The sequence below is a fragment of the Actinoplanes flavus genome, from assembly GCF_017592555.1.
Taxonomy (GTDB): domain Bacteria; phylum Actinomycetota; class Actinomycetes; order Mycobacteriales; family Micromonosporaceae; genus Actinoplanes; species Actinoplanes flavus.
This window is the reverse complement of sequence record NZ_JAGFNS010000040.1, coordinates 1-13,094: the sequence shown is the minus strand read 5'-3', so window position 1 is coordinate 13,094 and position 13,094 is coordinate 1. Positions and strand designations below refer to the sequence as shown.

The 13,094-nt window shown below is 71.1% G+C and carries 11 protein-coding genes and 2 CRISPR repeat arrays; of the genes, 6 read left to right on the top strand and 5 right to left on the bottom strand.

Annotated elements, in window-relative coordinates; all coding sequences use genetic code 11:
* Nucleotides 1–99: 99 nt before the first annotated feature.
* A CRISPR array of direct repeats spans nucleotides 100–981; the repeat unit is 28 nt; unit sequence CTGCTCCCCGCGTACGCGGGGGTGATCC.
* 582 nt (nucleotides 982–1,563) lie between these two features.
* A CRISPR array of direct repeats spans nucleotides 1,564–2,080; the repeat unit is 28 nt.
* Nucleotides 2,081–2,555: 475 nt separating this feature from the next.
* Nucleotides 2,556–3,188, top strand: coding sequence for a DUF4291 domain-containing protein (locus J5X75_RS38835; protein ID WP_208472718.1), 633 nt, complete (start codon nucleotides 2,556–2,558; stop codon nucleotides 3,186–3,188).
* Here the strand turns inward: J5X75_RS38835 and J5X75_RS38830 are convergent.
* Nucleotides 3,154–3,546, bottom strand: a complete 393-nt coding sequence (locus tag J5X75_RS38830; RefSeq protein ID WP_208472717.1) for a TIGR03668 family PPOX class F420-dependent oxidoreductase — start codon at nucleotides 3,544–3,546, stop codon at nucleotides 3,154–3,156. The two genes, J5X75_RS38835 and J5X75_RS38830, sit on opposite strands and share 35 nt — an antisense overlap.
* A 61-nt stretch (nucleotides 3,547–3,607) precedes the next feature.
* Here J5X75_RS38830 and J5X75_RS38825 point away from each other — a divergent pair, with 61 nt between their 5' ends.
* On the top strand, nucleotides 3,608–4,918 hold the full coding sequence (locus J5X75_RS38825) for a glycoside-pentoside-hexuronide (GPH):cation symporter (RefSeq protein WP_238490746.1): 1,311 nt from the start codon (nucleotides 3,608–3,610) through the stop codon (nucleotides 4,916–4,918).
* A gap of 3 nt (nucleotides 4,919–4,921) precedes the next feature.
* Nucleotides 4,922–5,584, top strand: coding sequence for a TetR/AcrR family transcriptional regulator (locus J5X75_RS38820; protein WP_208472715.1), 663 nt, complete (start codon nucleotides 4,922–4,924; stop codon nucleotides 5,582–5,584).
* Here J5X75_RS38820 and J5X75_RS38815 read toward each other — a convergent pair.
* Both J5X75_RS38815 and J5X75_RS38810 read right to left on the bottom strand, forming a co-directional pair.
* A complete protein-coding gene (locus tag J5X75_RS38815) occupies nucleotides 5,578–6,435 on the bottom strand; it encodes a DUF4394 domain-containing protein (protein ID WP_208472714.1) in 858 nt (285 codons plus the stop codon). The two genes, J5X75_RS38820 and J5X75_RS38815, sit on opposite strands and share 7 nt — an antisense overlap.
* Nucleotides 6,436–6,530: 95 nt before the next feature.
* Nucleotides 6,531–9,536 (bottom strand): AfsR/SARP family transcriptional regulator, encoded by a 3,006-nt coding sequence (locus tag J5X75_RS38810; RefSeq protein WP_307798553.1) that lies wholly within the window; start codon nucleotides 9,534–9,536, stop codon nucleotides 6,531–6,533.
* 150 nt (nucleotides 9,537–9,686) lie between these two features.
* On the opposite strand from J5X75_RS38810, the gene J5X75_RS38805 reads away from it, so the two are divergent.
* The gene (locus J5X75_RS38805; RefSeq protein ID WP_208472712.1) at nucleotides 9,687–10,073 is read left to right on the top strand and encodes a cellulose binding domain-containing protein; all 387 of its coding nucleotides are present in this window, start codon (nucleotides 9,687–9,689) and stop codon (nucleotides 10,071–10,073) included.
* A gap of 75 nt (nucleotides 10,074–10,148) precedes the next feature.
* On the opposite strand, the gene J5X75_RS38800 is transcribed toward J5X75_RS38805, so the two are convergent.
* Nucleotides 10,149–10,691, bottom strand: coding sequence for a phospholipase (locus tag J5X75_RS38800; protein ID WP_238490739.1), 543 nt, complete (start codon nucleotides 10,689–10,691; stop codon nucleotides 10,149–10,151).
* 215 nt (nucleotides 10,692–10,906) lie between these two features.
* Here J5X75_RS38800 and J5X75_RS38795 point away from each other — a divergent pair, with 215 nt between their 5' ends.
* Nucleotides 10,907–11,509 carry an MOSC domain-containing protein gene (locus tag J5X75_RS38795; RefSeq protein ID WP_307798552.1) on the top strand — a complete coding sequence of 201 codons (603 nt, stop codon included), beginning with the start codon at nucleotides 10,907–10,909 and terminating at the stop codon, nucleotides 11,507–11,509.
* Nucleotides 11,510–11,603: 94 nt separating this feature from the next.
* Nucleotides 11,604–12,179: a dihydrofolate reductase family protein gene (locus J5X75_RS38790; protein WP_208472711.1), complete on the top strand. Its 576-nt coding sequence runs from the start codon at nucleotides 11,604–11,606 to the stop codon at nucleotides 12,177–12,179.
* On the opposite strand, the gene J5X75_RS38785 is transcribed toward J5X75_RS38790, so the two are convergent.
* Nucleotides 12,161–12,871 carry a helix-turn-helix domain-containing protein gene (locus J5X75_RS38785; protein ID WP_208472710.1) on the bottom strand — a complete coding sequence of 237 codons (711 nt, stop codon included), beginning with the start codon at nucleotides 12,869–12,871 and terminating at the stop codon, nucleotides 12,161–12,163. The genes J5X75_RS38790 and J5X75_RS38785 overlap by 19 nt on opposite strands.
* Between the last annotated feature and the right edge of the window lie 223 nt (nucleotides 12,872–13,094).

Below are 13,094 nucleotides of genomic sequence, written 5' to 3'. Positions count from 1 at the left end.
TTTCATCGGCGCTCAGACCCAGCCTCACCTGAGATCGTGCAGGAGAACCGAGTGAATGAAATCGGCGATGTTGATCTATAGCAACGCAGGTAGATTAGCCTGCTCCCCGCGTACGCGGGGGTGATCCCGCTGCAACCACGGCAGCGGCGGCTATCCCACGCTGCTCCCCGCGTACGCGGGGGTGATCCTCGGTACTGGTCTTCGCGCTCGATCACGCATCCCTGCTCCCCGCGTACGCGGGGGTGATCCCTGAATGTCGTCTCGCCGACCTGGTGCCAGATCCTGCTCCCCGCGTACGCGGGGGTGATCCGTCGCCAGCGTGGCCCAGACCCGCGAGGCGATCCTGCTCCCCGCGTACGCGGGGGTGATCCTGAAAAGTCGGAAGCGTTTCCGAGTTCCGACTTCTGCTCCCCGCGTACGCGGGGGTGATCCGGTGAAGCCGGCCGCGCGGTCGGTGGTGTTCAGCTGCTCCCCGCGTACGCGGGGGTGATCCCTCCAGCGTGACCGTCGAGTCGGCGAGGCCGGCCTGCTCCCCGCGTACGCGGGGGTGATCCCTGTTCAATCCCGGTCGTCACCAAACGCGGTCCCTGCTCCCCGCGTACGCGGGGGTGATCCGGGCTGGAGGGGGACTGACCATGACGGGACCTGCTGCTCCCCGCGTACGCGGGGGTGATCCTAGGTCGCACCAGGGGCGAGAGTTACCGTGGTGCTGCTCCCCGCGTACGCGGGGGTGATCCCCGTCGCATCGCCTCGCGCTCGTGGGGTTGGACCTGCTCCCCGCGTACGCGGGGGTGATCCCGCCACGAACATTCCCGTCGGCGGCGTCTACCCCTGCTCCCCGCGTACGCGGGGGTGATCCGTACAACGACCTCTACGCCGCCCGCGGGTCGATCTGCTCCCCGCGTACGCGGGGGTGATCCCCGGGTGCCGATGAGCAGCTCGCTCTCGACGAACTGCTCCCCGCGCACGCGGGGGTGATCCGGCGCTGCATTGCCTCACTCATGGGCGTATCTCCTGCTCCCCGCGCACGCGGGGAGCAGGCAGCATCGCGGGCGCGGACCACGGCCATCGTGGGATCACCCCCGCGTGCGCGGGGAGCAGCCGGACGTCGCCGACGAGTCCGACGTCGCCGTGGGATCACCCCCGCGTGCGCGGGGAGCAGCAGGCCGGAGCGTGCGCGAGCTGGAAGACGACCGGATCACCCCCGCGTGCGCGGGGAGCAGGGCTTCCTGCGCCTCCCGGCGTTTGCAGGAGTACGGATCACCCCCGCGTGCGCGGGGAGCAGGCCGAAGGCGAATGGGGCCCACGCATCGAGGCGGGGTCACCCCCGCGTGCGCGGGGAGCAGCGACCCTAAGACGGTGAAGCGGTATTGGCAGCGAGATCACCCCCGCGTGCGCGGGGAGCAGGCACGCGCGTCGATCTTGGCGGTGAGCCACTTCGGATCACCCCCGCGTGCGCGGGGAGCAGACCAAGCCAGCGCTGAGGGCCTACCGAAGGGAAGGATCACCCCCGCGCACGCGGGGATAATCCGAAGTTCCGAAGCCGCGCCGATCTTACGGGCGTCTGCTCCCCGCGCACGCGGGGATGATCCGCCGTACACCATTCAGGGCGGCTATCAGCAGGTCTGCTCCCCGCGCACGCGGGGATGATCCCTGCGCCGCGTGCATCGCGCCGGCCTTGGTCTCCTGCTCCCCGCGCACGCGGGGATGATCCGCGACATCCGTGACGGGACCGGAGACGACCACGCTGCTCCCCGCGCACGCGGGGATGATCCGGTGCTGGACATCCTGCGGTGGCTCAAGTGGCTCTGCTCCCCGCGCACGCGGGGATGATCCGACGTACCGGAACAGGCAGTAGGCGCCTAGCTCCTGCTCCCCGCGCACGCGGGGATGATCCGGCGTGAGCGCGGGCGGCGACCGAGGTGGCCAACTGCTCCCCGCGCACGCGGAGATGATCCTCCACATGCGCACATTTCAGCAACGCACCTCGTCTGCTCCCCGCGCACGCGGGGATGATCCCGAGTGGACGCAGCGCACGTACCGCGGCGACAACTGCTCCCCGCGCACGCGGGGATGATCCCGACGTGTCCGCCGCCGATGAACTCGACATCACCTGCTTCCCGTGCACGCGGGATGAGCCGGGCACAGCAAAGACGGAAGAGCTCGGCTGGATCTGCTCCCTGCATACGCGGGGATGATCCGTACGGTAAGGGCTACGATGACACGTGGGCTACCTGCTCCCTGCGCACGCGGGGATGATCCGCAGGCCCTACTTGCCGCGGTCGCTGACCAGGGCTGATCCCCGCGCATGCGGGGATGATCAGCGTCGAGATCCTCGTCAACGGAGGTTACGACCCCGTTAGCGACGCCCGTCGGTGGCCCACCCAACCTGTCAGCTTCGGTGCCTTCGACGGGGCGACTGCTCGACACGTTCACCGACGCGATCCTCCGCCCGGGCTACGGCAGGAACCTGGGCGGACCCGCACCCTGACCGGCGTGCTGCCAGCCGTGCCGGCCGGAAATCCGGTCGCGGCCGGCGGCGCCGAACCTCGACCATGGGCGGCGTGAAACACGAGATCCGAGCGATGTACGACGACAGCACGATCACCGTCTATCAGGCCTACTCAGCGAGGATCGCCGTGCCGGCCGTCAGCGCGGGACGGTTCGTGCCGCCGTTCAAGCGGGATCGGATGACCTGGATCAAACCGTCGTTCCTGTGGATGATGTATCGCTGTGGCTGGGCCACCAAACCCGGCCAGGAACACGTCCTTGCCATCTCGATCACTCGGACCGGCTTCGAATGGGCGCTCGCCAACGCGGTCCTCAGCGGTTACAAGCGCGGCATCCACCCTGACCGGGCCACCTGGCAGCGTGCGCTCAAACGCGCCCCGACCCGGGTGCAGTGGGACCCGGAACGTGATCTGCACCTGCGTGAGCTGCCCTACCGTTCCCTGCAACTCGGCCTCGGCGGTGCGGCGGTGCCGCTCTACGTCGACGAGTGGATCACAGAGATCACCGACGTGACCCCACTGGTGCGCCGCATCCGGGGCCACCTCGACGCCCGTGACGTCGACACGGCGACGGCGCTTCTCCCGGCAGAACGGCTCTACCCGTACCCGCAAATCAACTTTGACGTGGGGGTTTCGCCGCCGGTCAGGGGCGCCAGGCGGACCAGCGGTCCACGGTGATCTCCAGGAACGGGCCGGGCGGTGGGGTGTCGCGGTACTGCGGGTAGCGGGCGGTCAGCGCGGCCAGGCCGGCGGGGGAGGAGTCGAGGACGCGGGCGGTGCCGTCGGCGCGCGCCCACCACAGGGCCGACCAGTCGTCGTCGTAGTGGTCGGCGAGCACGCACACGCGTGGGTTCGCCGCGATGTCGGCGAGCCGGCGCAGGTGGCGGGTGCGTTTGGGTTTGGCGTCGACCGCGGTGTGGATGAGGTCGCCGGTGACCGCGAAGACGATCGGAACCAGGCGGGGGACACCGTCGGCGTTGACGGTGGCGAGCCGTGCCACCCGTGCGGAGGCGAACAGTTCGGCGGCGGACTCCATGGACCGATCCTAGGTCGCATCCAGAAAATGTCACACGTGTGTTATTTTCCTGCCCGTGACGATGAGCTGGCAGAGCAAGCTGGCCTACGGCTGGGGAAGCCTGGGCAACAACATCCTCTACGGCTTCGTCGCGACCTATCTCGCGCTGTTCTACACCGACGTGCTCGGCATCGCCGCCGCCTCCGCGTCGCTGCTGTTCCTCGTGGTACGGGTGGTCGACGCGCTGTTCGACCCGGTCATGGGGATGCTCGTGGACCGCACGTCGTCGCGGTGGGGCCGGTTCCGGCCGTACCTGCTGTTCGCGCCGCCCGTGCTGGCGCTGCTCACGGTGGTCGCGTTCTCGGTGCCGCGGCTGGACCCGTCCACGACGCTCGCGCTGGCGTACGTGACGTACCTGCTCTGGGGGATCGCGTTCTCGGCGATGGACGTGCCGTACTGGTCGATGTCGGCCGCGCTGACCCTGGACGCCCGGGAGCGCACGTCGCTGGTGATGGTTCCCCGCACCCTGGCCAGCGTCGGCTTCATCGGCGTCAACATCGTCACGCTGCCGCTCGTGGCGGTCCAGGGCTGGCGCGACGTCGCGATCCTCTACGCGCTGATCGCCGTCGCGCTGACCTGGATCACCTTCGCCCGGGTGCGTGAGCGCGCCGACCACGTGCCGTCGCCGCGGTACCAGGTGGGGGAGATGCTGCGCCTGTTCGTGCGTAACCGGCCGCTGCAACTGCTGCTGGCCGCCATGCTGATGACCGAGATCGCCTTCACCGTCCGCAGCATCATCCCGGCCTACTACCTGCGGTACAACTTCGACGCCGAGGCCCTGGTGCCGCTGTTCGTCGGTGTCTTCGCCGTCACCACGATCACCGGTTCGCTGCTCAGCCCGCTCGCCGCACGGCTCAGGGGCAAACGCGGGGCGGCCCTGGCCGGGCTCGCGGTCACGACGGTCACCTCGGTGGGATCGTGGCTCACCGGCTACCAGTCGCTCGCGCCGATCCTGGGCTGGATCGCGGTGACCGGGATCGGCTACGGCGTCACGAACATCACGCTGCTGTCGATGCTCGCCGACACCGTGGAGTACGGCCACTGGCGGACCGGCCGCCGCACCGAGGGGCTGGTCTTCTCCAGCAACATCTTCAAGACCAAGGTCGCCTCGGCGCTGGGCGCCTCGCTGGGGCTCGCGCTGCTGGCCGCCTTCGGGTACGTGGCCGGAGCGCGACAGAGCAGTGCCGCGCTCGACGGCCTGCACGCCACGATGACGATCGTCCCCGGCGTCATCGGAGCCCTCGCCGCGGTCCCCCTGATCTGGTACCGGCTGGACGAACGCCGGCACGCCGAACTGGTGCGTGAACTCGACGTGCGGTCCGCGGGGGCCTGAGCCGTGGGCGTACGGGAAAGAAGGCGCGAGGCGCTGATCGCCGCCGCTTACGAGCTCTTCCTGGACCGGGGCGTCGACCGGGTCACGATCGACGACATCGCCGACCGGTGCGACGTCACCCGCCGTACCGTCTACCGGTATTTCGCCACCCGGGAGCAGGTCGCCCTCGCCGTCGAGGTGCGGATCCTCCAACGGTGGGGACGCCTGCTGCACGACCTCGGCACCGGCTGGCAGGGCACCGGCGCCGACCGTCTGCGGGCCGCGCTCGCCGACGTCGAGCAGCTCGTCGACGACGCCGCCGACGAGGTCCGGTTCACCCGGGTGTTCGACGCCGAGCCGGCGGGCGACGACGACAGCGATCTCGGTGGACAGTTCCGGGCCGCCGTCCACCATCTGCTCGCGCCGATCGTGGCGATCCTCCGCGACGGCAGCCGGGACGGCACCCTGATCCTGACCTCGTCACCGGAGCTGACCGCGTCCACGCTGACCAACGCCTACCTGGGACTCGCCCAACGGGTCTACGGGCTGGGCGACCGCCTCGCCGAGGAGCAGGGCATCGAGCCGCGCCGGATGCTGACCGAGCTGGCCCGCCTCTTCGTCACCGGGCTCAGCGCCGGTGGTGGGCACACGGCCCCCCACCGGCGCGACGGATCGGATGATCAGTAGGTGGTGTCGAGTGCCACCGCGATGTCCGACACGTCCAGTGCGAACTCGCCGACGATCGACGCCGCCCCGGTGAGCAGGTCCACCGTGTACAGCGTCTGGTAGCCGCTCGCCGGAGTGAGCACCGCGAACGCCGTCGACGACACGGTCTTGCCGTTGCTCAGGTCGCTGTAGATGTCGAAGCCGGTGTCCGGCGCGGCGTCGACGCCCAGGTTGCCGGTGGCGACCAGGAAGCCCTGGTTCGCCGGGGACTGGATGACCACCTGGTCGGACGTGGTGTTGATGGCGAACAGCGTGGTGTTGGTGGTGGCGTTCAGGTCGTTGTTCGTGTACGCCGCCGCGGTGACCCCCTTGGCCGGGCCGGTCGTCGGCGGGGTGGTCAGCGTGGTGTCCGCGGTGGTGGTGTGGTCGCCGAGGTTGTGGCGCAGGTTCTGGCCGTTGTCGCTGATCACGCGCAGCCGGTCGGCGGCCGGGTTGAAGTCGACGCCGAACCGGGTGCCGTACAGGGTCTCGGTCAGCTGGGACACCTTCGTCGCGATCGTGCTCGGGATCCCGATGGTGTAGATGCCGCCCTGGTTGCCGACGGCGTACAGGGTGTTGTCCTGGACCCGGATGTCGATCCCGATCACGGACGTGTCGCCGACCAGGCCGGTGATACGGCGTACCCAGTCCTGCTGTTCCGGGGTGTTGGTCTTGAAGGCCAGCATCCGGGTGCCGTTCTGGGAGATGCCGTAGGCCTGCAGGCCGGGGGTGGCCGCGGCCGAACCGCTGCCCGGCTGCGCGGCCACCAGGGTGGCGGTCGCGATCACCAGAACCGCCGCCGACGCGGCCCACTTCTTCATCCGTGCCCTCATGAGTGTTCCTCTCCGATTCCCTCGAGCGGCTTGCGCATCGAAAGTTAGGAATGCGGAATGGACCGGGACTGGACGCGGAATGGACCTCCGGACAGTCAGCGGTCGATGAGGCGGCGGATGTCCTCGGCCTCCGGGGCGCCGATCTCGGTGTAACCGGTCCACGCCTGGTTGCGGTGCTGCTCGGCGGTGTCCGGGTCGCCGAGCATCTCGGCCGCGCGGGCCAGGCCGGCGTGCGCCCGCGCCGACTCGTACCGGTCGCCGGTGCCGGTCGCCAGGGTGAGCGCCGCCAGATGCCGTTCCCGGCCGTCCGCCGGCCGGCCGGTGGTGGTGAGGGCCTCGCCCAGGCTGTTGGTGACCCGGGCCTCGCCGGCCCGTTCGCCGAGCTGCTGGAAGATCTCCAGCGCCTCGCGCAGGAAGACGACGTCGTGGGTGGCCGCGCCGAGCCCGTCGAGCGCCAGCGCGGTGCCGGCGCGTTCGTTGGTCCGGCGGAAGACGTCCAGGGCCTCGCGGTGTGCGCGGACCGCGCGCCGGCTGTCCCGCTGCCGTGCGGCGATGTCGCCGAGGCTGACCAGGGCGTACCCCTCGCCGACCGGATCGTCGATGTCGCGGCAGATCCGGACCGATTCGCTCAGGTACGCCGCCGCCTGCTCGTCGAGGCCCTGCCGCCGCAGCACCTGGCCCAGGTTGCCCAGCGCCCGCGCCTCGGCCGCCCGGTCACCGGTCTGCCGGCACAGTTCCAGTGCCTTGCGCAGGGCGTCGGCCGCGTCGTCGTAGCGGCCCTGCCACTGGTCGACGTGACCGAGATTGCCCAGCGCCCGCGCCTGGACGGCGTGGTCGCCGCACGCCCGGGCCAGCTCGACCGCGCGCCGTAGCACGGTTTCCGCCCGTTCGTAGTGGCCCTGCTGCACGTCCATGACCGCGAGGTTGGTCAGCAGTTGCGCCTCCGCGGCGGCGTCCCCGGTCAGCCGGGCGGCCCGCACCGCGTGCTCGTGCATGACGACGGCCTCCGGGTAGTGGCCGCCGCTCTCCAGGTAACGCAGCAGCGTGAGGGTGAGACCGACGGCGTGCGCGGGCCGATCGTGGACGGCCGCGTGCGCCACCAGCGCCACCAGGTTGTCGCGTTCCCGGTCCAGCCAGGCCTGGGCGCCCGCGCCGTCGCCGACCGGCGGGATCGGCGACCGCGGCCGGACGGCGCGGACCCGCCGGTGCCGCTCGGCCGGATAGAGCGTGTCCATCGCGGCGGTCGCGGTGAACAGGGTGGCGTCGGCGAGTCGCTCCCGTGCCCGGTCACTCTCCACCCCTGACCAACCAAGATCGATGGCGTACGCCCGGAGCAGGTCGTGCTGGCTGTAGCGGTCGGCCGTCACGTGCTGGACCAGATGGGCCCGGGCCAGCACCTCCAGCAGCTCACCGGCCTCGGCGACGCCGGTGTCCAGCAACGCGGCGACCGCGTAGCCCGCCACGTCCGGGCCGGGAACCAGGCCGAGCAACCGGAAGGCCCGCGCCGCGGCCGGGGAGAGCTGCCGGTAGGACCAGGAGAAGACGGCGCGGACCCCGGTCTGCGGGTCGCCGCCGGCGTTCAGCAACTCCAGGCGGCGGCTCTCGTCGGCGAGTTCGGCCACCAGGTCCCGCAACGGCGTCTCCGGCCGCCCGATCGCCAGTTCGGCGGCGACCCGCAACGCCAGCGGCAGGTGCGCACACCGCCCGATCAGGTCGGCCGCGGCCGCGGGCTCGTCGCGCACCCGGTCGCCGATCAGCCGGGTGATCAGGACCAGCGCCTCCCCGGCGGGCAGCAGCGGCACGACGAGCCGGCCCGCGCCGTGCCGGGCGACCAGGCCCGGCAGCATGTCCCGGCTGGTCACCACCACCGTGCAGGACGCCGTGCCGGGCAGCAGCGGCCACACCTGATCGACCGACACGGCGTTGTCCAGCACGACGAGCACGCGGCGGCCGTCGAGCAGGCTCCGGTAGGCGGCGGCGCGCTCGTCCCGCCCGGCCGGGATGTCGGTGCCGGCCATGCCCAGGGCCCGGAGGAACCCGGCGAGCGCGTCCTCCGGCGTCATCGGCTGTTCCGAGTCGTAGCCGCGCAGGTTCACGTGCAGCTGGCCGTCCGGGAACCGGGAGCGGGCCCGGTGCGCCCATCGCACCGCCAGCGCCGTCTTGCCCACGCCGGCCATGCCGGACACCGTCACGACCGTCTGCTCGCCGGCCGTGACCAGCCGGTCCAGTGCGGCGAGTTCGCCGTCGCGGCCGGTGAACCCCGGTACGTCCGCCGGTAGCTGGGCGGGCGCCGGTCGTACCGGATGCGGGTTTGTGGTGTTGGTCCGCGGCGCCGGAACGGCGACGGCCTCGCCGGGATCGCGCAGCAGGGACGCGTGCGCGGCGGACAGCTCCGGGCCGGGATCGACGCCCAGCTCGTCGGCGAGCAGCCGGCGCGTGTCATGAAAGGTCGCGAACGCCTTGGCCCGGCGCCCGGCCGCCGCATAGGCGCGGATCAGCCGGGCCTGCCCGGCCTCGTCGAGCGGCTGGGCCGCCGCGGCCTCCTCCAGGGCCGGCAGCGCCTCGGACACCGCGCCCAGCATGATCATGAGTTCGCCGTAGCGGCCCAGGGCGGCCCGCCGCTCCTCGATGAGGGCCAGGACCTTGGGATGGCCGGCCAGCATCGGCACGTCCATCAGCGGTGTGCCCTGCCACTGCGCGAGCGCCTCGGCGGACAGGTCGGCGGCGGTCCGCTGGTCGCCGTTCTGCCGCGCGGCGGTCGCGTCGGCGAGCAGTCGCCGGAAGCGCAGGAGGTCCAGGCTCTCCTCGGACACCCGCAGGGCGTAGCCGTCGCCGACGCGGGGGAGGCGGGCGCTGTGCGAACGGAAGGCCCGCCCGGGTTCCAGAAGCCGGCGCAGGTGCTTGACGTGTGTCTGGATGATGTTGGCCGCGCTCGGCGGGGGCCGGTCGCCCCACAGCGCGTCGATCAGCTCGGCCTGGCCCAGCGGCTGTCCGCCGGCCACCGCGAGCAGGCCCAGCACGGCGCGCCGGCCCGCCGAGGTGAGTGCCACCGGGTCGTCGCCAAGCCATGCGCGGACCGGGCCCAGCACTTGAATCCGCACGCTCTCACCCCCGGCAAAGGGTGGTGGAGCGGTGTCGTCCAGCCATCGTCCAGTCAGGATCCAGTCGGGTGCTCCACCCTGCTCAAGGAACCTTAGGTGGACCTGAACCGATCCCACAAGCACGGGAGCTGCATCGTCATGCATCGATCAATGGCGGTTGTCGCCGGCCTGGCCGCGGCCCTGCTCACGCCGTCCGCGCCGGCGGTCGCCGCGGAGCCCGCGGTGTGTCATGTCGGCTATGTGACCAACGGCGACTCGTGGTCGTTCAACGGGCAGATCACCATCACCAACACCGGTGGGCTCACCCTGTACGGCTGGACGCTGAGGTTCGCGCTGCCGGCCGGGCAGACCCTCCGCAGTGGATGGGAGGCGACCTTCACCGTCGACGGGCAGGAGGTGACCGCGAAGAGCCTCGCCTACAACAGTGACGTGCTATCGGGGAAGTCGGTGTCGGTGGGATTCCATGCCGCGGGCGACGTCAAGGGCCCGCGGCCGGCCGAGTTCCGGATCAACGACAACCGGTGCACCGTCGGCTGAGAACGTCGTGACCGTGACCGGGAGGGGCCCGGAGCCCGGCGGCCGGGACCGCCGCCGGGCTCTGGGCTGAATCGGTCAGCGGGCGGCGGCCTCGCCCGCGGCCTTCAACTCGGCGGCGGCTTCCAGGTCGGCGGCGCTGACGGCGGCGAGCGATCCGGCGATGGACACTGCTTCGTAATAGGTCCAGGCCAGGCTGTAACAGGCCGGTCGGACGGCGGCCGCATAGGTGGCGCACTTGCGCTTCAGGTCCTCGTAGAACATCGAGTCGAGCCGGCTCTTGTTGGCGCTGAACGCGCCGATGTCCTTGTAGTTGCGGTAGCCGAAGTCGTGGCGCCAGCAGGACAGCTTGAAGTCGAACCCGAGCGGGTTGTCCGGACTGGACGAGCAGTAGTCGGTGCTCCAGATGAACGCGTAGGCGGACCAGGCGCCCTGGTTCTGCCGCGCGGCGTTCCAGGAGTTGTAGCTGCTCACGCTGGTCTGGGTGAAGGAGGCGAGAACGGCCGGCTTGTCGGCGGGGGCGGCCTGCGCGGGGCTCGGCGCGCCCAGGACGGCCAGGACGGCGACCAGGGCGGCGAGGACGGTACGGAGGGGGCGGGGGATCGGGACTGACGGGTGCATCCGGCTCCTCATGAGATGCCCGCCCCGGTGGTGGGCGGGTGTTGGGGATGGCACCGCCGGGGAACCGCCGATTGTTGCCGGCGTGTTTCCCAAACGATGACTAAGTTGAATGCCTGATCGGCCGGATCCCGGTTACTCGATAGTAATTTGTCGATGTGTGCAAAAACGGACACTGTGCCAGGTTCTGGGAAACGGCGTGGAGCACCCTTGCGGGCGTGCGGCAGAGTGCAGTCGTGGACGACACCATCGCGGTACGGCATCGCTCGCTGGACGAGATCCTGGAAGGCCTGCACCTGGTGCGGCAGTCCCCGCGGGGCGCGGGGACCCTGGAGCTGGCCGTGCGCCGGCCCACCACCGGCGCCCGCGAAGTGCTGGCCCACGCGGAGCTGCACCGGGAGACCGGGTTGGTCGGCGACAACTGGAGCCGGCGGCCGAGCTCCCGCACGCCCGACCGCACGCCGCATCCCGACATGCAGCTCAACGTCATCAACGCCCGGTTCGTGGAGCTGATCGCCGGCCCCGATCGCGACGCCTGGGCACTCGCCGGCGACCAGCTCTACGTCGATCTCGACCTGAGTTTCGAGGCCCTGCCCGCGGGTTCCCGCCTCGCGATCGGCGACCAGGCCGTCATCGAGGTGACCGACCAGCCGCACACCGGCTGCGCCAAGTTCGCCGCCCGGTTCGGGCGCGACGCCCACAAGTTCGTCTGGACCGACGAGGCCAAGAGCCTGCGGCTGCGTGGCCTCAACGCCCGGGTGATCACCGGCGGGACGATCGCGCCCGGCGACACCGTGCGGCAGGTTCGCCCGCTCGGGTGACGCCGACTTCGCTGTCGTTTCCGTCCAAGACGGCCGTCCGGGCCACGTTCTAGCGTGGACCCGGCAGCCCGCCCCAGCAGGAGGAGACAGCATCATGCGCGATCTGGTCTACACCGGTTTCATGTCGCTCGACGGCGTCGTGGACTCGCCCGGCGGGCCGGAGGAGGGACACCGCAGCGGCGGCTGGGTGGTCAAGGACCTCGAGTTCGTCCCCGAGGCGTGGTCGCTCAAGGGCGAGGAACTCGCCGACACGACCGCGCTGATGTTCGGCCGCCGCAGCTACGAGGCGTTCGCGCCGATCTGGCCCGGGTCGGAGGACCACGCCCCCTACAAGGACCTCCCCAAGTACGTGGTGTCGGCCACGCTCTCCGAGGACGCCCTCGTCGACGGGTGGGGGCCCACGACGATCCTGCGCTCCACCGACGACGTCGCCGCGCTCAAGAACGGTGACGGCGGCGCCATCTTCATCCACGGCAGCGCCGAACTGGCCCGGCGGCTGTCCGACGCGGGCCTGATCGACCGGTACCACCTGCTCGTCTTCCCCGTCCTGCTCGGCGCCGGCAAGAGCCTGTTCGGCCGGGCCGACCGCGACAAGCACATGCTGACGCTGAGCGAGTCGCAGACCTACTCCAACGGCATCCTGAAACTCGTCTACGACGTCCGGCGCTGACCCAGGTCCAGGCCGATCGCGCCGCCCGTGCCGTCACGCAACTGCCGGGCGGTGCGGCCGACGTAGGAGCGCAGCGCCCGCGCCAGGTGCGGCTCGTCGAAGTAGTCGAGCTTGGCCACGACGTCGGCGGCCGCGTCGCCCCCGGCCAGCAGTTCCGCCGCCGTCCGGGCCCGCTCGATCTGCCGGACCGCGCCCCGCGTCAGGCCGGTCGCGGCGCGGAACCGGCGTTCGACGGTACGCCCCGAGACGGCCGGGAGATCACCTCGCAGCACCTCGGCGACGAGCGGATCACGAACCACGGTCCCGGCCCGGATCAGAGCGCCGACCAGCGCCTCGACGTCGTCGGGGCCCGGCGTCTCCCAGCGCACGCCGTCCAGCCGGAACGTGCGGCGTGTGGTGTCGGGCAGCTCGACACCAGCGTCGACCAGCGCCGGCGTGGACATGGTGCGCAGCGAGGTGCCCACCGCGAAGTCGATGCCGGTGAAGGTGGCGCCCTCAGGCACCGGTGCCGTCCGGGTCCGGGTCTCCGGGCCGGTGACACTCGCGTACGCCCGGCCCTCCCGCTCCCAGAACACCAGGCCCCAGCGCACTCCCGCGACCGACGTCATCGCGGTGACCTGCTCGCTCGCGCACGTCCACACGGCGTCGACCCATGGCGAGTCGGATCGGCGTGTCTCGAACCGCAGCCCCACGCGTGAAGGGTACGCGGGTTCGGTAAACCCGGCGTTCTCGTGGTCGATTACCCGTGGCGAGTCGTTCGCCCCGGGGCCTGGACGGTCGCAACCGCTCGGCACCGGTTCGGGCACTGGAGGTGCAACGCCCGCCCTGGAATCTCTTTCCCATGCCCGGCCGACAACGTGCCGGACAAACGGGGGAGATTGTTTTGCGACGCGCCAAGCTGCCGATGATGCTGAC

Excerpts from the sequence above, each read along its gene's own strand:
- J5X75_RS38835 (WP_208472718.1), top strand. The coding sequence starts at position 2,556 with ATGGGCGGCGTGAAACACGAGATCCGAGCGATGTACGACGACAGCACG.
- J5X75_RS38830 (WP_208472717.1), bottom strand. The coding sequence starts at position 3,546 with ATGGAGTCCGCCGCCGAACTGTTCGCCTCCGCACGGGTGGCACGGCTC.
- J5X75_RS38825 (WP_238490746.1), top strand. The coding sequence starts at position 3,608 with ATGAGCTGGCAGAGCAAGCTGGCCTACGGCTGGGGAAGCCTGGGCAAC.
- J5X75_RS38815 (WP_208472714.1), bottom strand. The coding sequence starts at position 6,435 with ATGAGGGCACGGATGAAGAAGTGGGCCGCGTCGGCGGCGGTTCTGGTG.
- J5X75_RS38805 (WP_208472712.1), top strand. The coding sequence starts at position 9,687 with ATGGCGGTTGTCGCCGGCCTGGCCGCGGCCCTGCTCACGCCGTCCGCG.
- J5X75_RS38800 (WP_238490739.1), bottom strand. The coding sequence starts at position 10,691 with ATGCACCCGTCAGTCCCGATCCCCCGCCCCCTCCGTACCGTCCTCGCC.
- J5X75_RS38790 (WP_208472711.1), top strand. The coding sequence starts at position 11,604 with ATGCGCGATCTGGTCTACACCGGTTTCATGTCGCTCGACGGCGTCGTG.